The sequence below is a fragment of the Crossiella sp. NPDC003009 genome, assembly GCF_053591555.1.
Genome location: NZ_JBSFUA010000012.1, coordinates 108,231 through 134,348, shown reverse-complemented (window position 1 = coordinate 134,348; position 26,118 = coordinate 108,231). Strand labels below are relative to the sequence as shown.

General features: G+C 67.6%; 23 protein-coding genes and 1 tRNA gene. 10 read left to right on the top strand and 14 right to left on the bottom strand.

The features are described 5' to 3' along the window. Positions 1-252: 252 nt before the first annotated feature. Positions 253-600, bottom strand: a complete 348-nt coding sequence (locus ACWDY5_RS16320; protein WP_449723015.1) for a hypothetical protein — start codon at positions 598-600, stop codon at positions 253-255. 43 nt (positions 601-643) lie between these two features. Continuing rightward, positions 644-889, bottom strand: a complete 246-nt coding sequence (locus tag ACWDY5_RS16315) for an SCO4848 family membrane protein (RefSeq protein ID WP_283663022.1) — start codon at positions 887-889, stop codon at positions 644-646. Positions 890-948: 59 nt separating this feature from the next. Here ACWDY5_RS16315 and ACWDY5_RS16310 point away from each other — a divergent pair, with 59 nt between their 5' ends. After that, entirely contained in the window at positions 949-2,280 is a 1,332-nt protein-coding gene (locus tag ACWDY5_RS16310; RefSeq protein ID WP_449723014.1) for a D-alanyl-D-alanine carboxypeptidase family protein, read from the top strand. 82 nt (positions 2,281-2,362) lie between these two features. Here the strand turns inward: ACWDY5_RS16310 and yhjD are convergent, their stop codons facing one another. From yhjD to ACWDY5_RS16285, 5 genes are all read right to left on the bottom strand, one after another. Further along, complete coding sequence (yhjD, locus tag ACWDY5_RS16305; protein WP_449723013.1) at positions 2,363-3,391, bottom strand: inner membrane protein YhjD; 1,029 nt, start codon at positions 3,389-3,391, stop codon at positions 2,363-2,365. Positions 3,392-3,450: 59 nt separating this feature from the next. After that, positions 3,451-4,482: a tryptophan--tRNA ligase gene (gene trpS / locus ACWDY5_RS16300; RefSeq protein ID WP_449723012.1), complete on the bottom strand. Its 1,032-nt coding sequence runs from the start codon at positions 4,480-4,482 to the stop codon at positions 3,451-3,453. Positions 4,483-4,519: 37 nt separating this feature from the next. After that, a complete protein-coding gene (locus ACWDY5_RS16295; protein ID WP_252486227.1) occupies positions 4,520-4,774 on the bottom strand; it encodes a hypothetical protein in 255 nt (84 codons plus the stop codon). A 176-nt stretch (positions 4,775-4,950) separates the two neighbouring features. Beyond that, the gene (locus ACWDY5_RS16290; RefSeq protein WP_449723011.1) at positions 4,951-7,449 is read right to left on the bottom strand and encodes a bifunctional FO biosynthesis protein CofGH; all 2,499 of its coding nucleotides are present in this window, start codon (positions 7,447-7,449) and stop codon (positions 4,951-4,953) included. Between the two features lie 109 nt (positions 7,450-7,558). Further along, positions 7,559-8,356 carry an exodeoxyribonuclease III gene (locus ACWDY5_RS16285; protein WP_449723010.1) on the bottom strand — a complete coding sequence of 266 codons (798 nt, stop codon included), beginning with the start codon at positions 8,354-8,356 and terminating at the stop codon, positions 7,559-7,561. Positions 8,357-8,489: 133 nt separating this feature from the next. Here ACWDY5_RS16285 and ACWDY5_RS16280 point away from each other — a divergent pair. Then, a tRNA-Leu gene (locus tag ACWDY5_RS16280) sits at positions 8,490-8,575 on the top strand. A gap of 1,606 nt (positions 8,576-10,181) precedes the next feature. Here ACWDY5_RS16280 and ACWDY5_RS16275 read toward each other — a convergent pair. The 4 genes from ACWDY5_RS16275 to ACWDY5_RS16260 all read right to left on the bottom strand — a co-directional run bounded on the left by ACWDY5_RS16275 (position 10,182) and on the right by ACWDY5_RS16260 (position 14,988). Continuing rightward, a complete protein-coding gene (locus tag ACWDY5_RS16275; RefSeq protein WP_449723009.1) occupies positions 10,182-11,168 on the bottom strand; it encodes a pentapeptide repeat-containing protein in 987 nt (328 codons plus the stop codon). Positions 11,169-12,399: 1,231 nt separating this feature from the next. Next, entirely contained in the window at positions 12,400-13,041 is a 642-nt protein-coding gene (locus ACWDY5_RS16270) for an MAE_28990/MAE_18760 family HEPN-like nuclease (protein WP_449723008.1), read from the bottom strand. A 12-nt stretch (positions 13,042-13,053) separates the two neighbouring features. Then, complete coding sequence (locus ACWDY5_RS16265) at positions 13,054-14,157, bottom strand: DUF262 domain-containing protein (protein WP_449723007.1); 1,104 nt, start codon at positions 14,155-14,157, stop codon at positions 13,054-13,056. Between the two features lie 189 nt (positions 14,158-14,346). Next, positions 14,347-14,988, bottom strand: coding sequence for a TetR/AcrR family transcriptional regulator (locus ACWDY5_RS16260; protein WP_449723006.1), 642 nt, complete (start codon positions 14,986-14,988; stop codon positions 14,347-14,349). Positions 14,989-15,095: 107 nt separating this feature from the next. On the opposite strand from ACWDY5_RS16260, the gene ACWDY5_RS16255 reads away from it, so the two are divergent. The 5 genes from ACWDY5_RS16255 to ACWDY5_RS16235 all read left to right on the top strand — a co-directional run bounded on the left by ACWDY5_RS16255 (position 15,096) and on the right by ACWDY5_RS16235 (position 20,559). After that, positions 15,096-16,148, top strand: coding sequence for a medium chain dehydrogenase/reductase family protein (locus ACWDY5_RS16255; RefSeq protein WP_449723005.1), 1,053 nt, complete (start codon positions 15,096-15,098; stop codon positions 16,146-16,148). Further along, on the top strand, positions 16,145-16,789 hold the full coding sequence (locus ACWDY5_RS16250; protein ID WP_449723004.1) for a TetR/AcrR family transcriptional regulator: 645 nt from the start codon (positions 16,145-16,147) through the stop codon (positions 16,787-16,789). The genes ACWDY5_RS16255 and ACWDY5_RS16250 overlap by 4 nt, the downstream gene beginning before the upstream one ends. Then, positions 16,786-17,385 carry an ABC transporter permease gene (locus tag ACWDY5_RS16245; RefSeq protein WP_449723003.1) on the top strand — a complete coding sequence of 200 codons (600 nt, stop codon included), beginning with the start codon at positions 16,786-16,788 and terminating at the stop codon, positions 17,383-17,385. The genes ACWDY5_RS16250 and ACWDY5_RS16245 overlap by 4 nt, the downstream gene beginning before the upstream one ends. 106 nt (positions 17,386-17,491) lie before the next feature. After that, entirely contained in the window at positions 17,492-18,406 is a 915-nt protein-coding gene (locus tag ACWDY5_RS16240; protein ID WP_449723002.1) for an endo-beta-N-acetylglucosaminidase H, read from the top strand. Positions 18,407-18,453: 47 nt separating this feature from the next. After that, positions 18,454-20,559 carry an ATP-binding protein gene (locus ACWDY5_RS16235; protein ID WP_449723001.1) on the top strand — a complete coding sequence of 702 codons (2,106 nt, stop codon included), beginning with the start codon at positions 18,454-18,456 and terminating at the stop codon, positions 20,557-20,559. Between the two features lie 25 nt (positions 20,560-20,584). Here the strand turns inward: ACWDY5_RS16235 and ACWDY5_RS16230 are convergent, their stop codons facing one another. Then, positions 20,585-21,442 (bottom strand): SGNH/GDSL hydrolase family protein, encoded by an 858-nt coding sequence (locus ACWDY5_RS16230; RefSeq protein WP_449723000.1) that lies wholly within the window; start codon positions 21,440-21,442, stop codon positions 20,585-20,587. Positions 21,443-21,660: 218 nt separating this feature from the next. Here ACWDY5_RS16230 and ACWDY5_RS16225 point away from each other — a divergent pair, with 218 nt between their 5' ends. Further along, a complete protein-coding gene (locus ACWDY5_RS16225) occupies positions 21,661-22,461 on the top strand; it encodes a DUF72 domain-containing protein (protein ID WP_449722999.1) in 801 nt (266 codons plus the stop codon). Here the strand turns inward: ACWDY5_RS16225 and ACWDY5_RS16220 are convergent. Then, complete coding sequence (locus ACWDY5_RS16220; RefSeq protein WP_449722998.1) at positions 22,458-23,591, bottom strand: monodechloroaminopyrrolnitrin synthase PrnB family protein; 1,134 nt, start codon at positions 23,589-23,591, stop codon at positions 22,458-22,460. The two genes, ACWDY5_RS16225 and ACWDY5_RS16220, sit on opposite strands and share 4 nt — an antisense overlap. A gap of 35 nt (positions 23,592-23,626) precedes the next feature. Here ACWDY5_RS16220 and ACWDY5_RS16215 point away from each other — a divergent pair, with 35 nt between their 5' ends. Both ACWDY5_RS16215 and ACWDY5_RS16210 read left to right on the top strand, forming a co-directional pair. After that, entirely contained in the window at positions 23,627-24,076 is a 450-nt protein-coding gene (locus ACWDY5_RS16215; protein ID WP_449722997.1) for a YdeI/OmpD-associated family protein, read from the top strand. A 144-nt stretch (positions 24,077-24,220) separates the two neighbouring features. Further along, a complete protein-coding gene (locus ACWDY5_RS16210; protein WP_449722996.1) occupies positions 24,221-25,243 on the top strand; it encodes an alcohol dehydrogenase catalytic domain-containing protein in 1,023 nt (340 codons plus the stop codon). Positions 25,244-25,245: 2 nt separating this feature from the next. Here the strand turns inward: ACWDY5_RS16210 and ACWDY5_RS16205 are convergent, their stop codons facing one another. After that, complete coding sequence (locus ACWDY5_RS16205) at positions 25,246-25,824, bottom strand: TetR family transcriptional regulator C-terminal domain-containing protein (protein ID WP_449722995.1); 579 nt, start codon at positions 25,822-25,824, stop codon at positions 25,246-25,248. Positions 25,825-26,118 lie beyond the last annotated feature (294 nt).

Sequence of the window (26,118 nt, the reverse complement as noted above, 5' to 3'; positions counted from 1 at the left end):
ACACTCCGGGAAGCTTGAAATCCTCGCGAGTGTTGGCCGTTCTCGTACGGTGTGTTGGCCGAACCGGTCGCTGACCTGTTGCGAAAGAGGCGTGGCGCGCCAGCGACACGGCGGGCTCTTCACTGGCGGTGGGGTTGATTTTTCGCGTCGCCTTGTCGTGCGTCCGACGCATCCGAAGCTTGCTTCGCGTGCGGCGGATGCACGACGAGGCGACTCAAGAGCGAAAAATCCCGCGCGCGGAGCGCGCCAATGTCACCGCCAGAAGACCGCGACACCCACGTTCAGCACCGTCAGGGCCGCCAGCGTCGGCACCATCCAGCTGGCGATCTTCTGCTTGCTCAGGTTCGCCGCGACCAGCGCGCCGATGACGATCAGCACCAGCAGCTTCACGCCGATCTTGATGTTGTCCACGTCCCGGCCGAGCGGGTACTGGATGCCGACCAGGGCGACGCCGGTGACCAGCTGCAGCAGCACGCCGTGCAGCCAGCCCTTGTTCAGCGGGCCGTCCTTGGCGGTCTTGAGCTGGAGCAGGATCATCCCGACCAGCATGGCCATGCCGAGCAGGTGCAGGAAAACCAGGGCAAGCCGCACGAACTCCACGGCGGTCTCCTTCGTGGTGGGAAGAATTCAGCAGTTCTTCAGATCAGGATGCCGTAGTCTGCCTACGTATGGCACGGAACCCGCGCCAGCCCATGACACCGATCACAGTTCCGAGCACCAGGGACGTGACGACCAGCACCAGGTGCACGGTGAAGAAGCCGGTCGGTGAGCCGTCCTGCGCCCAGGAACGGGCGTCCCGGGAGATGTTCACCAGGAACGTCGGCCAGATCCACCAGGTCCAGACGGCGAAGGCCAACAGGAACAACGAGGCACGGCGGGACAGCGTCACCACCGCAGTATCCGGTGGGCCGAATACCGTTCCCGGGCTGGGGTGGCTAGCCTGCCCTTGTGCCTTCTACCGCCCACCGCCCCGCAACGGCGCTGGTCGCCTCTGTCTGCGCGCTGCTGGCTGCCGCGGTGCTGAGCGCTCCGGTCGTGCTGGCCCAGCCGTCGAAGACCACGGGCAACACGCCGCCGACCTCGTCCAGCCAGGCTGCCTCCTGCCAGGACCGCAGTGTCCCGCCGCCCGCGGTGGACATGTCCGAGCAGCCCAAACCCGGCAAGACCGCGCCCGGCCCGCTGCCGGTGCCCGCCAAGCCGGTCGGCGGCCCCCGCCTGTACGAGTGCGGCGTGATCCCGCCGAACGGCGTGGCCGCCCCGCCAGGGCTGAACGTCGTCAACGCCCAGTCCTGGCTGCTCGCCGACCTGAACTCCGGCGCGGTCATCGCGGCCAAGGACCCGCACGCCCGGCACCGTCCGGCCTCCATCATCAAGGTGCTGACCGCGCTGGTCGCCCTGAAGGAGCTGGACCCCTCGACGGTGGTCACCGGCGAGAAGTCCGACACCGAGCAGGAGGGCAGCAAGGTCGGGATCGGGATCGGCGGCAAGTACACCGTCAAGGACCTGATCACCGGCATGATGCTGGACTCCGGCAACGACGCCGCGCACGCGCTCTCCCGCAAGCTCGGCGGCGTTGAGGAGACGGTGCGCAAGATGAACCAGCTGGCCCGCCAGCTGGGCGCGCTGGACACCCGCGCGGCCACCCCGTCCGGCCTGGACGGCCCCGGCATGTCCACCTCTGCCTACGACCAGGCGGTCATCTTCAAGGCCGCGCTGAAGAACCCCGAGTTCGCCAAGGCGGTCGCCACCAAGTCGATGAACTTCCCCGGCTACGCGGGCAAGCCGGCGTTCCGGGTCAACAATGACAACCAGCTGCTGACCGCCTACGCCGGCGCGATCGGCGGCAAGACCGGCTTCACCGACGACGCCAGGCACACCTTCATCGGCGCCGCGGAGAAGAGCGGGCGCCGCCTGGTCGCGGTGCTGATCAGGGCGGAGAAGGCGCCGAACATGGCGCCCTACCAGCAGGCGGCCAAGCTGCTGGAGTACGGCTTCAGCCTGAAGTCCTCGACCGAGCCGATCGGCCAGCTGGTGGAGCGGGCGCCCGCGGAGACCGCGCCCAGCGGCGACGGCGGCGCGGCCCAGGCCAAGCAGGACGGCAACAACGGCATCAACGTGCCGGAGAACCCCTCGGCCGCGCCGATCACCCCGTTTGGCACGGTCGGCCTGCCGCTGACCATCGCGGCGGGCGTGTTCGTGATCATCTTCGGCTTCCTGTACGTGCGGAAGAAGCGCGCGAAGGCCGCGGCCAAGGCCAGAGCCGCCGCCGCGGCGGTCTGAGCGGCCCGCTACCGCGTTGAGCTGACTGTGCCGCCCTCCCCTGGCCGGGAGGGCGGCACAGTGCTTTTTGGGGCTCTCCGCCTCAGTCCCGCCGGGAGCGGAACAGGGCGCGCAGCAGCAGTCCGGCGGCCGCGCCGATGCCCAGCAGGGTGGCGGTCTGCCGGGGCGCCGGCCCGCTGCGGACCTCCACCACCGGCCGGATCACCGCGGGCGGGGGCGGCTGGACCGGCTCGGGCTGCCGGTTCTCCCGCGCGGTGGCGGTCCAGGCGGTGACGAAGAGCAGGAAGCGCGAGACCAGGTAGATGAACACCAGCAGGCCCAGCAGCGAGCCGAAGGCCGCGCCCGCCGGTGAGGCGCTGATGCTGCGCAGGTAGATGCCGCCGACCTGCTTGAGCAGCTCGAAGCCGATGGCCGCGGCCAGCGCGCCCTTGATCGCGCTGCGCGCGGTGACCCGCTTGCGCGGCAGCCAGGCCAGCACCCACAGGAACACGCCCCAGTTGGCCGCCACGGACAGCAGCAGGGCGAGGCCGATGAACAGCACCTTGGGCAGGCCCTGGTTGTGCAGGCCAACCAGCTCCAGCAGGTCCTCGGCGAAGGCCTGCACCAGCGTGGTCAGGCCGAAGCTGAGCATCAGGGCCAGGCCGAGGCCGATCAGGGACAGGAAGTCGACCACGTAGGTGCGCACCAGCGGCAGCTCCTCGCGGGCCTGCCCCCACTGCGCGGTGATCGAGTCCCGCAGGTTGGTCATCCAGCCGATGCCGGAGTACAGCGCGATCGCCAGGCCGGTGATGCCGACCGCGTAGCGCTGCGAGATGGCCTGCTCGACCGCCTGACTCAGGGTCTTGCCCAGCGCGGGGTCCGGCACCGCCGCGGCGATCTCCGCCTTGGCCTGGTCGAGCAGCTCGGTGTTGCCGGAGAGCACCAGGCCGGCCGCCGCGAAGGCGACCATCAGCACCGGCACCAGCGAGAGCACGCTGAAGTAGGTGATCGCGGCCGCGTAGTGGTCGCCGTAGCTGTCCTGGTAGCGCCCGCCGGCCCGGACGAGGTGGTCCAGCCACGGGAAGCGCTCGCGCTGCCTGGCGAACCAGGACGGCTGCTCGGTGGTGCTCACCCCGGAACGCTAACCGGGGCAAGCCGTCGTTGCTTGATCAAGTCACCCGGGCGGCGGAGTCAGCCACCGAGAGGGAGGAAGCCGACCTTCTTGTACACCTTGGCCAGCGTCCGGCTCGCCACGTGCCTGGCCCGCTCCGCGCCGCGCTGCATGATCTTGTCCAGCTCGGCCTTGTCGTCCAGGTAGGCCTTGACCTTGCTCTGGATCGGGGTCACCCAGTCCACCACGACCTCGCCGAGGTCGGACTTGAAGTCCCCGTAGCCCTTGCCCGCGTACTCCGCCTCCAGCTCGGCGACCGGCTTGCCGGTGAGCGAGGAGTAGATGGTGAGCAGGTTGGAGATGCCCGCCTTGTGCTCGGTGTCGAAGCGGATCTCCCGCTCGGTGTCGGTGACCGCGGAGCGGATCTTCTTCGCCGAGGCCTTCGGGTCGGCCAGCAGCTCGATCACGCCAGCCGGGACCGACTTGCTCATCTTGGCCGTCGGGTCCTGCAGGTCGTAGATCTTGGCGGTGCCCTTGACGATGTGCGCTTCCGGCACGGTGAAGGTGGGGCTGTACCGGGAGTTGAACCGGTTGGCCAGGTCGCGGGTCAGCTCCAGGTGCTGGCGCTGGTCCTCGCCCACCGGGACCCGGTTGGCCTGGTAGAGCAGGATGTCCGCGGCCTGCAGGATCGGGTAGGTGAACAGCCCGACGCTGACGTGCTCGGCGGCCTGGCGCGCGGACTTGTCCTTGAACTGGGTCATCCGCCCGGCCTCGCCGAAGCCGGTCAGGCACTGCATCACCCAGCCGAGCTGGGCGTGCTCGGGCACGTGGCTCTGCACGAACAGGGTGGCGCGCTCCGGGTCGATGCCGAGGGCGAGCAGCTGGGCCACCGAGACGCGGGTGCGCTGGCGCAGCTGGGCCGGGTTCTGCTCAACCGTGATCGCGTGCAGGTCGACGACGCAGTAGAAGGCGTCGTGGTCGTCCTGCAGGGCCACCCACTGCCGCAGCGCACCGAGGTAGTTGCCGAGGTGGAAGGAGTCGGCGGTGGGCTGGATTCCGGAGAGCACCCTGGGACGGGGCTCGGTCACGGGGGTGGACGCGTCGGTTGGCACGCCTGGATTCTCTCAGGTGCCGCGACCGGCGTTCGCGCTACGGGTTGATTCGCTCGTTCGCCGGGTCGACCTTGGTCTGCCCGCGCAGGCCGCGCACCACGCCCGCGACCATGCCGCCGACGCCGAGGGCCACCGCGACGATCGGCACCAGGCCGGTGGTGCCGACGGTGGCGACGGCCGCCTGGGCGGTCTCGCCTGCGCTGGCGACTCCGGAGGCGAGAAGACCGGTTGCCGGGACGGCCACGAGCGTGGTGACCACGCGCTGACCGGCACGAGCGGTGCGGCTGCTCACGAGCGTTCCTCCCAATGCACGGTTTAACCCGTTCGAGTGAGGGTACCTGTGGTTCTGCGGGGAAAAGCTACCGAACGTGTCAACCCGCCCATATTTGCCGCCGGTTGCACCTTCGTACGTGAGGGAGAGTAGCGGGCCGGTAACAACGCGCTTTCACCCGGCTACTTGATCAACTCCTAGGCATACGTGGTAGTGCGCTGCCGCGCGGGCCGGTGCACCGCCGCCGCGATCGAGTGAAGCTGCTGCACAGTGCGGGCCGAACCGTGCTCTGACCCGGCCATACGGCTGATCGTCTCCTCCATCAGCGTGCCGCCGAGGTCGTTCGCGCCACCGGTGAGCACGTCCGCGGTGCCCTCGTCGCCGAGCTTGACCCAGGAGCACTGGATGTTGGGGATCCGGCCGTGCAGAGCCAGCCGCGCCATCGCGTGCACCGCCCGGTTGTCCCGCCGGGTCGGGCCAGGACGGGCCACCCCGGCCAGGTAGATCGGCGCGTTGCGGTGCACGAAGGGCAGCGGCACGAACTCGGTGAAGCCGCCGGTCTCGTCCTGCAGCCTGGCCAGCGTGCGCAGGTGGCCGAGCCAATGACCGGGGTGGTCGACGTGGCCGTACATCATCGTGGAGCTGGACCGGATGCCCAGCTTGTGCGCGGTGCCGACCACGTCCAGCCAGGTGGCGGTGGGCAGCTTGCCCTTGGTCAGCACCCAGCGGACCTCGTCGTCCAGGATCTCCGCCGCGGTGCCGGGAATGGTGTCCAGCCCGGCGTCGCGCAGCTCGGTCAGCCACTCGGTGACGCTGACCCCGGCCTTGGTCGCGCCGCTGACGATCTCCATCGGGCTGAACGCGTGCACGTGCATGCCCGGCACCCGCGCCTTGATCGCCCGCACCAGGTCGGCGTAGCCGGTGACCGGGATCTCCGGGTCGATGCCGCCCTGCATGCAGACCTCGGTGGCGCCCTCGTTCCAGGCCTCCTCGGCCCGGTCGGCGACCTGTTCCGGGGACAGCCGGTAGGCGTCGGCGTCCCGCTCCCGCTGGGCGAAGGCGCAGAACCGGCAGCCGACGTAGCAGACGTTGGAGAAGTTGATGTTGCGGTTGACCACGTAGGTGACGTCCGCGCCGACCACGTCCGCGCGCAGCTGGTCAGCCAGCCTGGTCATCGCCTCCAGCGCGGGGCCCTCCGCGGTGAACAGGGCCAGCGCGGCGGCCGCGTTGCGCTCCTCCAGCAGCGCGGCCGGGTCGGACTCGGCCAGCCGCAACCCGGCCCGCACGTCCTCGTCCAACCGCTCCGGCGAGGCCGCTCCCCCGGCCTGGGCGCGCAGCTCGTCCCAGTCGCCGTAGACGCTGTCGAAGTCGCTGCGGCGGTCCCCGGTGCGGCCCTCGGTGTCGATGCTGGTGTGCAGGTCGACCCGGCCGGTCCCGGTCAGCCCGCCGTCCGGCTCCTGCCACTCCCGGCCGACGACGGGCGCGGCCATGTCGGCCAGGCCGTCCGGCTGGGCCAGCGCGCTCAGGTGCGGCAGCACCCGGACGTCGAACCAGGGCTGGCCCTGGCGGACGAACTTCGGGTACGCGGTCAGCCGCTCCACCAGCGTGAACCCGGCTTCGGCGGTGGTCGCGGCGAGCGAGTCGATCTGCGGCCAGGGCTTCTCCGGGTTGACGTGGTCGGCGGTCAGCGGCGACACCCCGCCCCAGTCGTCGATACCGGCGCGCAGCATCAGCAGGTGCTCGTTGCCGACCAGGTTCGGCGGCGCCTGCACGCTCACCCCCGAGGGCATCAGCAGCCGGGCGACCGCGACCGTGGCGGCCAGTTCACGCAGGTCGGCGTCGGGCGCGTGCATCATCGCGGTGCCCGGCTTGGCCAGGAAGTTCTGCACGATGACTTCCTGGATGTGCCCGTACTGCCGGGCGATCTGGCGGATCGCGAGCAGCGACTCGGCGCGCTCGGTGAGGTTCTCGCCGATGCCGATCAGGATGCCGGTGGTGAACGGCACGCCGACCCGGCCGGCGTCGGTGATCGAGCGCAGCCGGACCGCGGGTTCCTTGTCCGGCGAGCCGTAGTGCGGACCGCCCGGCTCGCTCCACAGCCGGGTCGCGGTGGTCTCCAGCATCATGCCCATGCTCGGCGCCACCGGCTTGAGCCGCTGCAGCTCCTCCCAGCTGAGCACGCCGGGGTTGAGGTGCGGCAGCAGCCCGGTCTCCTCCAGCACCGCGATCGCACAGGCCCGCAGGTAGTCCACAGTGGAGGAGTAGCCCCGCTCGTCCAGCCACTCCTTGGCCTGCGGCCAGCGCTCCTCCGGCCGGTCCCCGAGGGTGAAAAGGGCTTCCTTGCAGCCCATGGCCGCGCCCTGGCGGGCGATCTCCAGCACCTCGTCGCGTTCCAGGTAGGCGCCGGGCACCCGGTGCGGCACGGTGACGAAGGTGCAGTAGTGGCAGCGGTCCCGGCACAACCGGGTCAGCGGGATGAACACCTTGCGGCTGTAGGTGACCAGGCCCTCCCGGCCCTCGGCCCGCAGGTGCGCGTCCCGCACGGTCGCCGCCGCGGCCAGCAGCTGCTCGAACTCCTCATCCCGCGCGGCCAGCAACACGGCCGCCTCCGCCGCGTCCAGGCTGACACCGTCCCGGGCCCGCCGAAGCGCACGCCGGATCGCCGATGGACTGGGTCGCTGATCATCCGCGGTCACTCCCGCAGCCTAGGCATGCGCGGTGAGCGGAGGGAACGACGCGCGGACCGGTCGGGTCGTACCGAATATCACCGAGAGTTCGGGAATAAGACACCCAGCGGCCCCGGGATCAGACGGCGTACTCCACCGTCACCGGGGAGTGGTCGGACCAGCGCTCGGCGTAGGTCGCGGCCCGCTCCACCACCGCGGTCCGCGCCCGCTCGGCCAGTCCGGGCGTGGCCATGTGGTAGTCGATCCGCCAGCCTGAGTCGTTGTCATAGGCCTTACCGCGGTAGGACCACCAGGTGTACGGCCCAGGCCCCTCCGGCTGCAGCCCGCGGTGCACGTCGACGTAGCCCCCCTCGTCCAGCACCCGCCCCAGCCACGCCCGCTCCTCAGGCAGGAACCCGGACTCCTTCTGGTTGCTCTTCCAGTTCTTGAGATCGATCTCCCGGTGCGCGATGTTCCAGTCCCCGCACACCAGCACCTCCCGCCCCTCAGTCGCCGCCTTCTCCCGGCGCTCGATGAGGTAGGGCAGGAAGGCGGCCATGAACCGCTCCTTCTCGTCCTGCCGCTCGGTCCCCACATCGCCACTGGGCAGGTAGAGACTGGCCACGGTCAACCCCGGCAGGTCCACCTCGGCATACCGCCCACTGCGATCGAACTCAGCCACCCCGAACCCGATCCGCACCGCACTGGGCTGCTCCCTGGTCAGCAGCGACACCCCAGCGCGGCCCTTGAGCTCACTGTGCGCGTGCACCACATGCCACCCCGCGGGCTCACGCACCTCATCGCTCAACTGCCCCGGCTCAGCCCGCACCTCCTGCAGACACACAACCTGGGCCTTGGTGGCGGCGAGCCAGGGCAGAAAGCCCTTCTTGGCGGCGGCCCGCAGGCCGTTGACGTTCACGGTCGACACGGTCAGCACGGCCGCGAGGGTAACCACCACCCCCGACAACCCCGTCACGGCCGGTCTGAACGACCCGTGGGCCAGGGGGCGGGCGGTGTGCGCTACGCTGAGCAGGATGAGCCCGCTGACGCAGGTCAGGGGGTCACCACCGGTCCGGGTGGCGGAATGGCAGACGCGCTAGCTTGAGGTGCTAGTCCCCGAAAGGGGGTGGGGGTTCAAGTCCCCCCTCGGACACCAGCACTATTCACACGGCCACGGGTTTGATGATCACATCAGCCTCGTGGGCTGTATGCGTATACCGAACCTGCAGGTCAAGCGAGCTGTGCAGCTCCGCCATCCTCTTGGTCTTCCCGTCTGTGAGCGCTGCTCCGACATCACCGAGCGAATCAATCATCGCGTAGATCTCCGCGTCGGTCAGGGGGCTCGGTGGTGGCGCGGTGTTCAGCTCAGCCTGAGGCGCCGCGCGGGCGGCTTGTGCGTCGTTGACTGCTTCAACCGGTGCGATCGGATCGATACCGGCTTTGATGGCGTCGTGGAAGTGGGTCAGCTCCGCCTCAGCCTTCGCTCGCCGTTTCCGTGCCGCTTCTCTTCCGTTCGGCGCAGTCCACGCACCGGGTTGCGAAGCGACGAGCGCGGCGATCGTGTGATCTACGTTCTCGGGAGCGAACAGCCTCCCAAGCCAACCTGTTCACCACGTCCTGAACGATGCCCTCCCACAGGTACACCGAGGGCGGGTGCGATGTCAAAGCGGGCGAGCCTGGGCCAGTGTCCGCTCCGGGGCACCGGTAATATATGCCGTGCGCTTCGAGCCCGTGGTCGACAGCCAGGCAAGCGCCGCACGGGCGCTGTTCGCGTTATTCATGTCTAACGCGGACGCCGGAACGACGCAGCGAATGACGATCTGATCGCGCTCATGGACCGCACCACCAGCACCCAACCACGTGATAGGGCAGCCCTCCCACCACAGCCACCGCTCAGCGCCCTGTTCCGTCCCATGTCGGTTAGCCCGCCGATGCCGTCTGCGTCCCTAACTGGCTTGGTAGGACAGGTTGACGGAATCCCGTCCTGTGGCGCCAAACCGATGATCGAAGCAGGTCAATCAGCCTGTTCACCCGTCCTGTCCGAGACTTCGCTCTACCGTAGCTGACCGCTGTCGACCCCATCATCCCGACGATGGGACGACTGCTCTCCTACGTAGCTACGACACCAGCGCGTAAGGTACTCGACGTGCTGAGCAGCGACAACTTTTGGCGTGCGCGCAAGAGTAGTTCATCCACAGTGTGATTTGAGTTGCCTTGCACAGGGCAACTCCTTTCAACGCTACTTCAGTACCGTCTCGCTCAATGGAAAGAAGACCACGCTTCTGGCCGCCATTGTGTATGCGGCCAATGATCGAGACATCGAGAAGCTTCGCGGTCTCGGACTCATACGCTTCAACGGAGGTGGCCATCTATGCATGGCGGTCGACGTTTTGCCAATTGGAAGACGGCTCCTTAAGGCACTTGCCTAGCTTGAACAGAAGGTGGGGAGTGGGCATTCTTTGAAGATTCCCACAAGGCCTTTAACTTGACAAGGCGTACGGTTAGCGAATTGAGAACAGATTGTTCGCGCAATGCAACAGTGCATCTGTTGCCAACTCCACATCGAGGAATTCAGCCGCCTGGAACCGCTTGAGTCAGCCTACTTTCAAAACGGAAAGGACTGGGCCCGCCCAATGCGAATGCGACTACCTTCATTTTGGAGATACTAAAGAATGCAACCTGCCGCAGATTGGGTAATACAATTCTTGCGGGTAGCCGAAACTCGCATGAAGAGGGTGCTGTACACGGCGATTTTTGTGCATTTACCACCAATTTGGCAAGGCCCGCTCGTTGGCCGGCGGCAATTCACGTAGGTCGTCAGCCTGCCATCCATCTGGCCAGTGATGTGCAATATTTGCGCCAAGATCACTTTCGTAGCGCACGTCGACGCAACCTGGTGTCCCGCGATTGAATCGAGTTCCCCTAAAGTCCGCTTGTCCCTCGAAGTCGACGTGAATGAAGTTGGCCCATTCGAAGTAGGCGCGATGAAATCGAGCCATCCTATGGAACCTGATATGCGTTAGCCAGCCCATGTTGCCAACATGTACATCAGAGAAAACAGCATCTTGATAGAACTCCGCCCGTGAGAATTCCGCATTCTGCATGAACACGGAGCGTTGAAATAGGGCGTTTACCTTAAATTTCGCCCACCGGAAACATGTAGTACCTTCAAATCTCGCGCTCTCAAAGTCGACCCACCAGCCACCAAAAACTGCTTCAACAAACCGGGCTTGCCCTAGGAAGCGCGCTCCAGGAAACCCTGTAGAGCCGATGAAATGCGCCTTTTCGAAATTAGCTTCAGAAAACTCACAATAATCGAATCGCAACTCCCCCAGAGTTGCGCCGTAGAGATTTACTTTCATGCCTTCCCAGAAAGCCACGTTTTGCGGCTTGCCTTCCTGGTCTCGCAGTGGACGCAGATGCTCTGCAAGTAGATCCTGAGCTGTGCGTCGAACTTCGAGTTCTGCGGGATCGTCTTCTTCGGATGTCGATCGAAGATAACCGCACATCACATCCACCACTGTCTGTCGCCGCTCAGGATAATCTTGACCCAGTTCACCCAGCGTTCGTAGTCCGGCCATGCGTGTGTGGGCGCGGCCAGAATCGAGATGATCGAGTGCCTTCTGGTACAGCTCGATGAACGATCTTCCCGTGCCATGGTAAATCACATCGCCGTGGACGTTGCCAGCTTGTACGACGTTGGCGGCATCGCCATCGATACTGTTCGACACATCAACATTGTCCGCCATGTGGCTCAGCTGGCGTTACACAGGGCAAGGTGGGTGGATAGTGCGCAAGTCGCCTCTCGGACACCAGCATTGTTCACACGGCCTACCAGACTTGGTGCACGCATCAGCCACGTGGGCCGTTTGCGTATGGTGAACTTGCAGTTCAACCGCGCTGTACAGGTCCGCCAGGCCCTCCGGCTTCGCGCCGTTCAGCGCCGCCTCGCGTCACCCAGCGAATCGATCATCGCATAGACCTCGGCCGAGCCGAGCACCTTGATCGGCGGCATCCCCATCGAGTTCTGCCTGTGCCGCCGCGCGCCGCGTCCATCACTTCGACCAAGGCAAGTGGGTAAATGCCCGTCCGAATTGTTTCCTGGTAGCGACTCAATCCGGCCTCGGATTTGATCGCCGTTGTTGCGCGGCCTCCACCCGCCTGGTGACGCGTAAGCGCCAGGCTGCAAGTCCACCAACGTGGCAACGGTCCGGCCGACGTTCTCCGGCGAACAACCCGCCGAGCCAGTTTGACGACCCTCAGCACCACTTCCTCACGAAGCTACGCAGTGGGCAGGCGCGCCCGCGGCGCACGCCTGTGAACCCGGGGCGAGGGTCCGGGCGGGATAGCAGTAGTACATCCCGTGCGCTCGTGGCCTGTTCCCTATGTTCCGCTCGCGATCGCTCACGACGGCCGGGTGCGCAGGCTGACGGGAGGACACCATCTGACTAGTCTCGCCCGCCGGAACAGAACCCCATGGCTCGCCGCCATGTGGTCGGGGTCGAGCGTCGTCTCCTACCGCGTCCAGCGGACGAAGAAGGCATAACCGATGTAGCGAGAGTTCTCCAGGATCGCCCGAACCGCGCTGCCCCTATCAGCCGTGCGCAGGCAGATGACCGTTCTGGTCCGGGCACTCCTTCCGACGGGCACGGACGCTGCCCCGGTCGAACCCGTTCGTGATCGCCCGATCACCCCGGCCGCTCAGGTAATCAGCGAAGATCCGCTGAGTCATCTGACCATCGCCTTGTGCCGTGCGCAGAGCCGACGGCGATCCGACGACATCTCGCCGTTCTTCCCCGCATCATCTCCCCGGACTAAGCAGAAATCACCGGGATTTGGAATGACAGAGACAACCTGGCGCGAACACGTCTCGCTCATGAATCCGAATACCCGAGCAGGACAACAGTAGCAAGCTCGCCATAGACTCGTCACAATCGCGAATCCACGAGATTCAGTGAGGCAGGCCGGATACATTGGATTTCACCCTATTAGGTAGGCTCGATCCCGAGCACTGTCAAGCAAGTGATCAAAGAACAATTTAAGCATGTAAAGTACTCCGTCAATTCTACCCACCGCCTGCTCCGGAGTGAATTCCACTAGCTCGCCATGCACGATTTGATTACGAGCCCTAACAAGCTGCTCGTCAATGAAGGCATGGCGCATAGAATAGGCGTCGAGATAGTCGAGACCTATTCCCATTATTAGCTCACGGAATACAACCGACGAAAGGTTGCTTTCCGTGTCAACGAACTTATTGGGATTTACGCTAAAAATCTCGCGTCGGCGGGCGTCTATCGCTGTTAACACAGCACCGAGATGGCAAGACTTGCTGCTTGACCAAGCCCGCCTGAAGTGCCCTGTGAGGCAACCTGCCTGCAGAGGCTCCTTAAGCATATAAATACGAAGAGACTGGGAATTGATCAGCTTTATATATTTAATGCTAGATGTTTTAACAAACCCTTCCCAATGCGCATAGGATAGCGCCACGGCGGTCCGAGTTATCCACCCAACTTCACCTTCATTGGCTACGCCTTCCTGGAGGGTCGTTTTTACATGTGAGAGTTCGCGCTTTCTGTGCGCGAGAGCACGCTCTAAAGAGTCAGCGAGGGATTCAATATCCACTTGAGGGCACCATCACTCAGAGAATAGTGCCCGCCCGGCGGGAATAGTTTTTCGCATGCGCTGATCGGCGCTTAGCCCAAAAGAGAATCGGGATTTGAATTCGTCCTTCTGCCAAAGCTCCGCGCGTCGACGATTAAGGACGTCAACATCGATACGCTCCGGTGCGTCGTAGTATCCGATACCCATCGCAATGATCTCAAACGCTGTCAACGCAAAGCTTCCTGCCGTTCGGCCGGTCTGAGCGTCATAGCGACGAAGCATTGCAGAGCCGCCCGCCTCCTTTAGCAAGGTGAAAGTTGAATGAAGAACTTTTGCTTCATGTTCAAGCTCATCACTAGTGTACTCTGTCAGCTCAACAAGGGCCGCCGTGAGATACTCTCCGATATTTCCGATTTTCCTAAGCTGCCCCTCTTCAATCTTTCTAAAAATGACAAAGCGAAGGGCAAGTTCCATGTGGTATCGCTCTTCAAATAGACGGTGAGGAAGGTCTAGAACCTCCTTGAATGCCTCGTCCTCTGCAATATTTTCGAGCCATTCGAAATGCTTCTTGCTCATACTTACAAGCAAGCAGTTCCGAAGCTCCTGTTCTGTAGCCATGGAGCCGTAAGAATTCAATCGCTGGAATAGGTCATACTTAGCGCGCTTGTCACTCTCACGCTTGATAATTTTTACATCGATACGTGCCCGTTTGAAATCCAGGCGCTGCGCTGGACTCAGATTGCTCGTAGCGCCGTCGACTGGCTCAAAGGACATGCCTTCGATGCTCTTAAGGAACGGCGCCGCCATGCAGATGAAGGGCTCGATAGGCTCATCGTTCTCGCCCTTTAGAATGTTCATGAATTGGAATATCGTCGACATGCGTTGCACTCCATCGACTACATCCCAGATTCCACTGGCATTTTGCGCAACGAACACACTGGGGAGCGGAATCCCAAGAAGAATACTCTCAATCAATCGCGTCTTCTGCTCGGGGGTCCACCGGAAAATTCTCTGGAATTCCGGATGGATGTCGAGCTCACCGTCACGATAGAGGTTACTAAGTTCGCCAATAGACATTGGATATGCATCCGTTGCTATCCGTCGACGGTACTTCTTGAGCTCGGCTTCGAGGGTCATTGGAAAATTATATACTATCCACCCGTGCGCCCGTGAACCGAACTACTTCGGAAATATTGCACGCAAAATAGAGCAACAGATTAATCAACGGCAATTTGCCACAGTTCGACAACTGCGCCGGTTACGTAGCCTTCCCCCCTTCCTGCGAGCATGGCTGATGGAACCTGACCAAGCGGTCCGGTTCGCCGGCTAGTCGCGCAGGTGCGCGAGCGCGTTGATCATGCGGTCGGCGATGTCCGCCGGCCCCGGGAAGACCACGGTCACCGCGCGCTGGTGCGCGAGGCCATGCAGTCCCAGCCACAGGGCCACCGCGTCGGCGGACGGGTCGGTGCTGGTGGACAGGCCCGCGGTGACGCAGTCCGCCAGGACCTCGGCGAGTAGGTGCATAGCCGCTTGGCCGAGTTCGGTCATGTCGGATTCGGTCAGGGTGCTGTTGGCCAGGTCGGGCATCCACAGGCCGCCGAACATGGTGCGGTAGCGGCCGGGGTGTTGTTGGGCGAAGTCCAGGTAGGCGGTGCAGACGGCGGTCAGGCGGGCTCGGGGGTGGTGGGGGGCGGCGTCTCTGGCGGTGCGGAGGCGGGCTTCCAGTTCGGCGAAGGCCTGTTGGACTACGGCCAGCATGATGCTCGGCTGGTCGGGGAAGTGGCGGTAGATCGACGGGGCGGCGATGCCTGCCTGGCGGGCCACCGCGCGCAGGGTGACGGCGCTTTCGTCGCCGGTTTCGTCCAGCAGGGCGACTGCGGCGGTCACGATCTCCTCGCGCAGGCGGGCGCCTTCGCCGCGGCGGTTGCGGGCGCGGGTGGGCTTGGGCGCGGCCTTGGCGTCTTCCATGGGCGTTAGCTTACAAGGAAAGGCTTACGGGTGTTAGCTCTTGCGCTGAGTCAGCTAACGTGCGTAGCCTTACGGCCGTAAGTTCAAGCGTCGGAGGAGAGCACGCCATGACCAGTAGCACTGTCACCACCCAGGTCACCCAGGTTGTTCTGCCTGGCAAGGTCGACTCCAGTGAGCTCCAGGTGCGTACCTCGGAGCTGTCCGCGCCGGGCGCGGGGCAGGTTGTGTTGCGGATGGACGCGACTGGGGTCTCGTTCGCCGAGCAGCAGATGCGGCGGGGGAAGTACTACGATCAGCCGCCGTTTCCGTTCGTGCCGGGGTACGACGTGGTCGGGACCGTGACCGCGGTCGGGCCGGGGGTGGACGGCGCGTTGGCCGGGCGGCGGTTCGCCGCGGTGACCAAGATCGGGGGGTGGGCCAGTTCGCTGGTGCTGGAGGCCGCCGATCTGGTGCCGGTGCCGGACGGGGTGGACTCCGCCGCCGCGGAAACGGTGGTGGTCAACGGGATCACGGCCTGGCAGATGCTGCACCGCGCCGCGAAGGTGCCCGGGGGCGGCACGATTGTGGTGCTGGGCGCCAATGGCGGGGTTGGGTCCACGCTGGTGCAGCTGGCCCGGCATGCCGGGATCAGGGTGATCGGCACCGCCTCCCTTCAGCACCACGACTCGGTGCGGGAGCTAGGCGCGATTCCGGTCAACTACCGCGATCCGGACATGTACCAGCGGATCCGCGAGATCGCGCCGGAGGGCGTGCACGCGGTGTTCGACCACGTCGGCGGGGCGGGGCTGGCGGAGTCGTGGCGGCTGTTGCGCCGGGGCGGCACCCTCGTCTCCTACGGCACCGCGGCCACCAAGAACGAGGACGGTAACTCGCGGTTGCCGGTGCTGAAGTCGTTCGGGCGGCTGCTGCTGTGGAACCTGCTGCCCAACGGCAAGAGCGCGACGTTCTACAACTTCTGGGCGGGCAAGCGCCGCCTGGCCGACTTCCGCGCCCGGCTGGCCGAGGACCTCACGCAGGTGCTGCGTTTGCTGGCCGACGGCGTGCTCACCGCGCAGATCGCCGGGCGGTTCCCGCTGTCGGAGGCCGGGGCGGCGCTGGCGCTGGCGGAGTCGCGGACCGTGCTGGGCAAGGTGGTCATCGTCGCGCAGCCGCACCCGTGACCAGCGCCATCCGCCCGCACACCAGGAACCGCCGGGGCGAGGGCGCGCTGCTGCGCGCGGAGATCCTGGCCGCGGCCACCGGACTGATCGACGACGGCGGTGACGAGCGGGCGGTGACCCTGCGCGCGGTGGCCCGCCGCACCGGCATCGCCGCCCCGTCGATCTACCCGCACTTCCCCGACCAGCCGGCCCTGATGCTCGCCGTGGTGCGGCAGGCCTTCGCCGAGCTGGCCGACCGCCTCCACTGCGCCGCCGAACAGGCCGGTGCGGACTCCCGCCGCCGGCTGCTCTCGGTCTGTGCGGCCTACCTGGGCTTCGCCCGCGACCACCCGGAGCGCTACCGCCTCATGTTCGACGGCGCGTGGAAGCCCGTGCTCGGCCGCGGTGGGCTCACCGCCGACATGGTGGCCACCCTGGGCGCGGCGTCGCTGGAGCTCATCGCCGGGCTCCTGCGCGACTGCGTCATCGAGGGCCACGGCGACAGCACCGCACCGGCGGCCGACGCGATCGCGCTGTGGCTCGGCCTGCACGGGCTCGCCCACCAGCGCGCCGTGTGCACGCCGTGTCCCTGGCCTGCCGACATCAACCAGCGGATCACCATCCCCTTGTGCCACCTCATGAACGGAAGGCCCCAGCCATGACCACCGCAACCTTCGCCGCCCCGATGGCCCCCCGCCTCACCGCCCGCGCCGGTGAGGTCGACAGCCGCGCCGCCTACCTCGGTTTCGCCTTCGCCTACCTGTTCGGGCACGGCGCCTCCGCACTCAGCAAGGGCGACAACCCGCCGATCACCCTGCCCGGCTGGTTGCCGATGGTCCTGCTGATCGCCGGGCTCGCCGCGGGCACGGTCTTCGCCACCCTCGCCGCGCTGCGCGCCCAGAAGGGCCTGAGCGGGCCGGAAGCGTTCTCCGGCAAGCTGATCGGCGCGGCCTGGGTGATCGGCATGGCCGGGCTGGCGCTGACCATCAACGGGCTGCACGCGCTGCCGGGCATGCCGAACGTGCACTCGATGCTGTGGCCGGCGGGGGCCGGGTTCGTGGTCGGCCTGCTGTACCTGGGTGAGGGCGCGGTGCGCCGCAACGTCCTGCACTACGTGCTCGGCACTTACCTCACCCTGATCTCCTCGGCCGCGCTCTTCCTCGGCGCGCCCGGCCTGTTCTGGGTGCTGGCCGTCGCAGGCACCGGCGGCTTCCTGGTCGCGGCCGTGCTGGAGCACCGCCGCCTGGCCGCGGTCTAGGCAGGCGCCCGCACTTCGGCGGATGGACCCGTGCGCCCTTGCGGCTGATAGTTGTCTGGACCAGCACACGATCCCAGCAGCTCAGTCGACGGGAGTTTGATCAACGATGGTCAAGTTCGGTCGGATCACCGCGCGGTCGGCCGCGCTCGCAGCACTGGCCGCGGCCACCCTCGCGGTCGGCGTGACCACTCCCGCCGCGGGCAGCCCGGTGCCACGGGCCAAGAACGGGCCGGTCTCCGTGGCCTACGTCGAGGTCAACAACCACAGCATGCTCAACGTCGGCAAGTACACGCTGGCCAAGGGCGGCGGCAACGTCTTCGACATCGGCATCATCTTCGCCGCCAACATCAACTACGACCCGGCGAAGAAGGCGGCGTACCTGCACTTCAACGACAACGTGCGGCGGGTGCTGGACAACGCGGCGACCCAGATCCGCCCGTTGCAGGCCAAGGGCATCAAGGTGGTGCTGTCCGTGCTCGGCAACCACCAGGGCGCTGGCTTCGCGAACTTCCCGTCCAAGGCGGCGGCCGAGGCCTTCGCCAAGCAGCTCTCCGACGCGGTCACCAGGTACGGGCTCGATGGCATCGACTTCGACGACGAGTACGCCAAGTACGGCGAGAACGGCACCGGCCAGCCCAACGCCAGCTCGTTCGTGCACCTGGTCACCGCGCTGCGGAACACCCTGCCCAACAAGATCATCTCGCTGTACAACATCGGCCCGTCGGCCACCCGGCTCTCCTACGGCGGGGTGAACATCGGCCCGAAGTTCAGCTACGCCTGGAACCCGTACTACGGCTCCTGGGGCGTGCCGAACATCTCCCTGCCCAAGCAGCGCCTCTCGCCAGCGGCCGTGGAGATCGGCCGCACCGCCACCGGCACCGCGGCCAGCCTCGCCCGGCGCACCGTGAGCGAGGGCTACGGCGTGTTCCTGACCTACAACCTGGGCGCGGCTGACTCGGCCTCCTACATCTCCAGCTTCACCCGTGAGCTGTATGGGAGCGACGCGGTGTACACGAAGTAGCGGGGAGTTCCCCCGATAGTGGTTGCCAGTCGGGCAAACTGTGCGCCATGTCAGCCGCCCGCGAGGTTCGCAACACCGTCAACGGGCCGGTGCACGGGCCGTCGGTGCAAGCCGGGGTCATCCACGGCGGGGTCTGGTTCGCGGCCGAGCGGGAGTGGCCACGGCCGCAGCAGCTGCCACCCTCGCCCAGCACGTTCACCGGCCGGGAGCCGGAGCTGGCTGCGCTGAACGGCGCGCTTGCCGGCTCGGCAACTGAAGGGGCCACGGTGGCAATCTCGGCGTTGAACGGCGCCGGTGGCGTGGGCAAGACCTGGCTGGCGGTGCACTGGGCGCACCAGAACGCGTACCGGTTTCCGGACGGGCAGCTGTTCGTGGACCTGCGGGGCTTCGATCCGAGGCAGGAGCCGATGTCCCCGCAGGAGGCGGTGCGCGGATTCCTGAACGCCCTGAACGTTCCGCCGGAACGGATTCCGGCGGAAGAGCACGCCCTGATCGGGCTGTACCGGAGTGAGCTGCAGGGGCGGCGCATGCTCGTCGTGCTGGACAACGCCAGGGACGGGGAACAGGTCATTGACCTGCTGCCAGGGAATCCGACCTGCACCGTGTTGATCACTAGCCGGGACCGGCTGGCTGGCTTGCAGGTGAGCACGCCTTTCCACCCGTTGGAAGTCACCGTTCTTGATGACGAGGCGGCGCGGGCGCTGCTGGCCCGGCGGCTGGGTGAGGCGCAGCTGGCAGCTGAGCCGGAAGCGACTGCTGAGCTGCTGCGGTGGTGTGCCGGGCTGCCGCTGGCGTTGAGCATTGTGGCCGCGCAGCGGGACAGCAGCGTGTCGCTGGCGCGGATGGCGAAGAAGCTGAAGGAAGAGAGCAGGCGGCTGGCCGCCCTGGATGGTGGCAAGTCGCACTCGGTGCAGACCGTGCTGTCCTGCTCCTACCAGGCGTTGCCGACCGCTGAGGCCAGGATGTTCGCGCTGCTGGGAATGGCGCCGGGGCAGGACATCAGCGTCGCGGCCGCGGCGAGCCTTGCCGGGTTGCCGGAGGCCGAGGTCGAGCAGCTGCTCAACGAGCTGGTGGACGTGTCGCTGGTGCAGTGCGAGCACGAGCGGTACCGGATGCACGACCTGGTCCGGCTGTACGCTGGTGACGTTGCCCGGCAGCACCTGTCCGAGCAGGACTGGGAGCTGGCCCCGCGGCGGTTGCTCGACTTCTACTGCCACCTGGCGCACGGCGCGGACGTGCTGATCGACCGGCACCACATGCCGATCGAGCTGCCAGCCCTCCTGGAGGGCTGCGCACCCGTGCTGCCGGAGACCGCAGCTGAGGCCAAGACGTGGTTCGCCGCCGAGCACGCCAACCTTATGGCGGCCCAGCAGCTGGCGGTGGAAATGGGCTGGCACGCGGCCGTCTGGCAGCTGGCCTGGACCCTGACCTCGTACAACCTGAGCCAGGGCTACCTGCGCGACAACCTCACCATGTGGCAGGCCGGGACCGCGGCGGCGGCGCACCTGAGCGACTGGCGCTGCCGCATCCAGGCGCACCGGCACCTGGGGCGGGCCTGCACGCAGCTCGGGCAGCACGATGAGGCGTTGCGGCAGCTGCAGCTGGGTCTGGAGGCAGCCCAGGCAGCCGACGATCGGCTCGGGCAAGCGCACACACACCGCGCGGTGGCCTCGGCCTGGGCGCAGCTGAAGGACTACCAGCAGGCGCTGGCGCATTCGCAGGCTGCGCTGGCGCTGTACGAGGAGCTCCACGCAGTCAGCGGCGCGCACGCGCTCAACGAGGTCGGCTGGTACACCGCGCAGCTCGGGGAGCTGGACACCGCGCGGGCGCACTGCCTGGACGCGCTGGCCCGCTGCCAGCGGGACGACAACCTGCGCGGCATCCCCCGCTGCCTGCTCAGCCTTGGCTACCTGGCGCACCGCAGCGGCGACCTGGACGAGGCGGTCCGGCTCTACCGGGAAGCGCTGGAGCTGTGCCGCCAGCGGACGGATGCCGCCACGGAGGCGGATGTGCTCGACCGCCTGGGTGACGCGCTGGCCGAGGTGGATCCGGCGCAGGCGCGGGCGGTGCGGGCGGAAGCGCTGGAGTTGTTCCAGAAGCAGCGGCGCGGGCAGGAAGCGGAGCGGGTGCGGCGGCTGCTCGCCTCGGGCTGAGCGGGGCGAGTAGCCGCGACGGAGGTCAGCGCAGGGCGGCGGCGGTCAGGCCGGCCACGTACTCCTGGCCCTTGGCGTTGGGGTGCACCGGGACCGACAGCGAGGTCGGGATCAGGCCCTCCACCCACTTCACGCCCGGCAGCTGGCACACGTCGTGCCCGGTCACCAGACCGGGGTTGACGAAGGTGGCGCCTGCCTTGGCCGACCAGCTGCCGATGCTGGTGTTCAGGTGGGACTGCACCTGCTCGAAGTACGCCACGTCGCCCGCGGCGATGGGCACGAGGGGCCAGCAGCCCTTGGTGGGCGGCAGGATGCGCAGGTAGCCGACCACCGCGATACGGGCCTTGGGCGCCCTGGACTTGATGCCCTCCAGCACCTTGGTGACCTTGGGGCCCAGGTCGGCGATGCGGCGGTTGATCTCGTCGCCGTCCTTGGTGAAGTGCTTCTTGCAGGGCGCGCCCGCGGGGTCGGTGGCGCTCAGGGTGGCGCAGGTCAGCACGATCTCGGCGAAGCCGATGTCGTTGCCGCCGATGGACAGGGTGACCAGGTCGGTGTCGGGGGTGAGGGAGTCCAGCTGTGGCGGGTTGACGCCGAGGGGGACGGTCTGGGGCGCGGTCATGTCCGGGGTTCTGGCGCCGCCGCAGCTGCGGTCGACGAAGGCCTTGGGCTTGAGCCGGGCGGCCAGCTGGGCCGGGTAGTTGTCCTTGGACCGCGCGCAGCCCACGGGGTCCAGGTGGATGTTGGTGATGGTGCCGACGGAGGCGAAGGAGTCGCCCAGCGCCACGTAGCGCTGGACGGCGGTCGGCGCGGCCGTTGCGAGGGACGACGCGGCGGGCAGTGCCATCGTCGCGACCAGACCGGCCACGAGCAGGAACCGAGCCATGGAGACCTTCCCTACTTGCGAGTAGCAAGACGGTACGGAGCGTGACCGGTGGCGCTCGGCACGGTCAAGAGCGGGGGAATTAAATAGGTAGAGCCGCCATCTGGCCTCGTTTCGGGCGCGGCGCGGCGGGGCAGCCGTTGCGGGTGGGAGCCATACGGGTTGGTACGGCGGGCTGGTCCGACTCCTCGCTGATCGCGACGGGCTGGTACCCGCCGGGGGTGTACACGCCGGAGCAGCGGTTGCGTTGCTACGCGGAGCGTTTCGACTTCGTGGAGGTCAACTCGACCTACTACGGACTGCCGAGGGCCTCGGTCACCAAGGCCTGGGCGGAGCGCACGCCGGATGGATTTGTCTTCAACGTCAAGGCTTTCAGCCTGCTGACCCGGCACCGGACGCCGGTGGCCATGCTGCCGCCGGAGCTGCGGCCCGCCGGTCCGCGCGAGGTGCGGCCGGGCGACCTGGAACCGGAGCTGTTCGACCAGGTGTGGCAGCGGTTCCTCGGTGAGCTGGATCCGTTGGTGGCGGCGGGAAAGCTGGGCCTGCTGCTGTTCCAGTTCCCGCCCTACTTCCGGCCGGGCGAGCGGGCGCGGGAGTATCTGGCCGAGTGCGCGCGGCGGGTGGCGCCGCTGCGGATGTGCGCCGAGTTCCGGAATCCGGCCTGGCTGAGCGAGGAGGAGCGGGACGGCACGCTGGATTTCCTTGCCAGGCATGGGATCGCGTACGTGTGCGTGGACATGACGCAGGGTCTGCCCGGCTCGGTGCCGCCGGTCATGGCGGTGACCGCGCCGGAGGCGGTGCTGCGGTTGCACGGCCGGAGTCCCGAGTGGGAGTGGGGCGACAAGCTGGCGCGGTACCGGTACCGCTACGACGACACCGAGCTGGCGGACTGGGCCGAGCGGGTGCGGGACCTGGCGGCACGGGCGGAGACCACGTACGCGGTGTTCAACAACTGTTCCGGCGACAGCGCGCACGTGAACGCGGCCCGGTTCCGCGACCTGGTGCCCGCCGAGGCCTGCTAGGCGCAGCGCTCGCGCAGCAGGTCCAGGTCGGCGCGGGCGGTGGTCAGGCCGGGGCGGTCCCTGGCCGCGCGCAGGTCCGCGAGCCGGGCCAGGCCCTCGATGACCACCGCGAGCGGTGGGCCGCTGGCGGTCAGGTCGGCCTGGCGGCTGGGCGGGGCGTGCCGGGCCGGGACCTCCAGGAACGGTTTGACCAGCTGGTGGTGGTGATAGGTGTAGGCGGCCGCGTGCGCCCGGCAGACGTCGAGGAAGAGCTCGGCGTTGGCGCGCAGCTGGGCGGGCATCGGTGCGGCGGTCTCGCGGAGGAAGGCGGTCAGCAGCGGCTGCTGGGTCATCGCGGCGCGTAGCAGCGGCTGGTCCTCCGGCGGCAGGTACGGCGCCTTCTCGCTGAGGATGTGCTGGTAGAACGGGTCCTGGGGGCGGCACAGGCCCAGCAGCAGGTCGATCTCGTTCACCGCGGCGAAGTCGCCGGCGTTGGCGCCGCGGTAGTCGATGCCGTTGACCCGGTAGGACTTGAAGTACGGACGGATGTTGAAGAAGAACCGGTCCACGTCCAGTTCCTTGGCCAGGCTCTGGTTGAACCGCAGCACGTCCAGCAGCGCGCTGTGCGCCTCGGCCAGCAGGTAGCCGGCCAGCGGGTTGCCGACGCCCAGTGTCGGGATGCGGCGCAGCGCGGTGGCGGCGCGCTGGTAGGCCAGCACGGACAGGCCGTTGTACTCGATGAAGACGCGTTCGTCCGGCAGCGTGGTGAAGGTGCGGTATCCCGCGCTACCGGCAAGGTTGTGCAGCGACTGGTGCGCGAAGACGTACCGCGGCGCGACGCCGAGGGCCAGGCCGATCCGGTTGGCCGCGGCGTGCGCGGGGGCCAGTTCCGCGTCCGTGCCGGTCTCGTGGCGGCGGCAGGCGCCCAGGTAGAAGCCGACCAGACCGAGCAGGTCGTAGCTGTCCACCGGGTCGAGCTCGGCGATCAGCGCGGCGCCGCGGGTCACGATCGTGTGCTTCAGGCGGTCGATGTCGGGGGTACCGAGCAGGATCTCGGTGCGGGCGGCGAAGTACCGCTGCTCCAGGTCGGTGTTGAGGTCGGCGAACTCCGTCCGGATCCACTGATCCAGTCGATCCGTTGCGGTGGTCACGATCGCGTTGGTACCACAGGAGAAAGGACACCGCGATGAAGTTCTCGACCACGGTCGTGCTCGGCGGCAAGACCGCGACCGGGCTCCAGGTCCCCGCGGAGGTGGTCGAGGCGCTGGGGGCAGGCAAGCGGCCCGCCGTGCTGGTCACCGTCGGCGGGCACACCTACCGGAGCACGGTGGCGGTGATGGGCGGGGAGTTCTGGCTGCCGCTGAGCGCGGAGAACCGCACCGCGGCCGGGGTGGCCGCCGGTGCGCAGGTCGAGGTGACGGTGGCCCTGGACAGCGCGCCCCGCACCGTGGAGCTGCCCGAGGACTTGGCCGCCGCGCTGGCCGCCGAGCCGGCCGCCGCTGAGTTCTTCCGCGGCATCTCCTACAGCAACCAGCGCTGGCACGTGCTCAACGTGGACGGCGCGAAGACCGAGGAGACCAGGGCGCGGCGGATCGCGAAGTCGGTGGCCGTGCTCAAGGAGGGCAGGGCGCGCTGAGGCGGCACGGGTCGCGGCTCGTCCGGGACCCGGTCGGCTCGTGCGGGACCCGGTCGTGGCACGCGGTCGGCGGGTGGTCAAGGGGTCGTCGGGGCCGTCCGCGTCGCCTTGACAGCGTTTAAGACGACCGGTCATATTGAGGGTATGGCGACAGTACCCAGCACCACCTACCGAGCCGTCACCGCGCTCGGCTCCCAAGAGTTCGCGCTGGTCAACCGGGAGGTGCGGGAGCCAGGTCCCGGGGAGGTGCGGCTGCGCGCGCAAGCCTGCGGGGTCTGCCACACCGATGTGCTGGCGGTCGAGGGGACCAGGGTGGAGCCGATCGTGCCGGGACACGAGGTGGTCGGCGTGATCGAGGCGGTCGGCGCCGGGGTGCGCAGCTGGCGGGTCGGCGAGCGGGTCGGCGTCGGCTTCCTCGGCGGGCACTGCGGCGAGTGCGAGTCCTGCCGCAGGGGTGACTTCGTGACCTGCGAAGACCAGCCGCGGACCGGCCTGAGTGCGGACGGCGGCTACGCCGAGGTGGTCTACGCGCGGGCCTCCGGACTGGCCCGGATCCCGGCGGAGTTGTCAGCCGTGGAGGCCGCGCCGCTGCTGTGCGCCGGCCTGACCACCTACAGCGCACTGGCCCGCCTCGACGCCCGGCCCGGCGCACTGGTCGCGGTGCAGGGCATCGGCGGGCTTGGTCACCTGGGCCTGCAGCACGCCCGCGCGCTCGGCTACCGGGTCGCCGCGATCGCCCGCGGCACGGACAAGGCGGCCCTGGCGGCCGAACTGGGCGCGGAGCACTACATCGACAGCCGCGCCGAGGACCCCGGCGAGGCCCTGCAGCGGCTCGGCGGCGCCGCGGCGATCATCGCCACCGCCTCCAGCGGCGCCTCGATGTCCCCGCTGGTCACCGGCCTCGCCCCACGCGGCGAACTGATCGTGGTCGGCGCCGCGCCGGACCCGATCACGGCGCGGACCGGGGACCTGATCTTCGGCATGCGGCGGATCAGCGGCAGCCTGACCGGCTCCTCCATCGAGAACGAGGACAACCTGCGGTTCAGCGCGCGCAGCGGCATCCGCGCGATGACCGAGGTGCTGCCGCTGAGCGAGACCGCCAAGGCCTACCGGCACATGCTCTCCGGCAAGGCCCGGTTCCGCGTGGTGCTGGACCTGACCGCCTAGCGTCAGTTCGGGGCGAGCAGGTCGTCGAACACCACGGCGAAGAAGTCGTCGAACGGCTGCTCCGACTTGACCGCCTTCGCCCGCAACAACGTGCCCTGCCACGCGTTCAGCACAAAACGGGCCGCCCGGTCCGGGTCCAGCCCGGCCCTGGCAGTCCCGTCGGCCTGCCCCTCCCGCACGGTCTGGGCGATCACGTCGGACCAGGAGGCGAGGCTGGCGTCCACCTCGGCCCGGATCGACGCGCTGTGGTCAGCCTGCTCGGAACCCATGTTGCCGATCAGGCAGCCCTTGGTGAACTCGTTGTCCGCCATGACATCCCGCATCACCACGAACCGCGCCCGCAGTCGCTCCAGCGGCGGCGCGTCGGACTTGGCGTCGCGGTACCAGTCGGGATTGCCGGCGTACCGGCCGATCACCTCGACGCCGAGTTCTTCCTTGCTGCGGAAGTGGTTGTAGAAGGAGCCCTTGGGGACGCCGGCGGCGCGGGTGATGGCCTCGACGGAGCAGGCGGAGAAGCCTTTGCGGTGGAACTCGGTGAGGGCGGTCTCGACGATGAGTTCGCGGACGCTGGGGCGTGGCATGGGGTAAATATGACCGGTCGTCTTGGGGGGTGTCAAGGCTGGTGGGAGGGGTGGCGGGATGGCGTGGTGGGTTGGCGTGGTGGGTTGGCGTGGTGGGCGTTGGTGGGGCGTGGCGGGGGGGTGGACGGTGTGGCGTGGCGGGGCGAGGGCGGGGCGGGGGCGGACGGCCAGCGCAGGCGGCGGGCGAGCGGATGGCGGGTGGGCGGCGGTGTGCGCGCGAGCGACGGGGGGCCGCTGCGGGCTGGAGGCCGGCGGCTGAGAGGCGGCGGCTGAGAGGCGGCGGCTGAGAGGCGG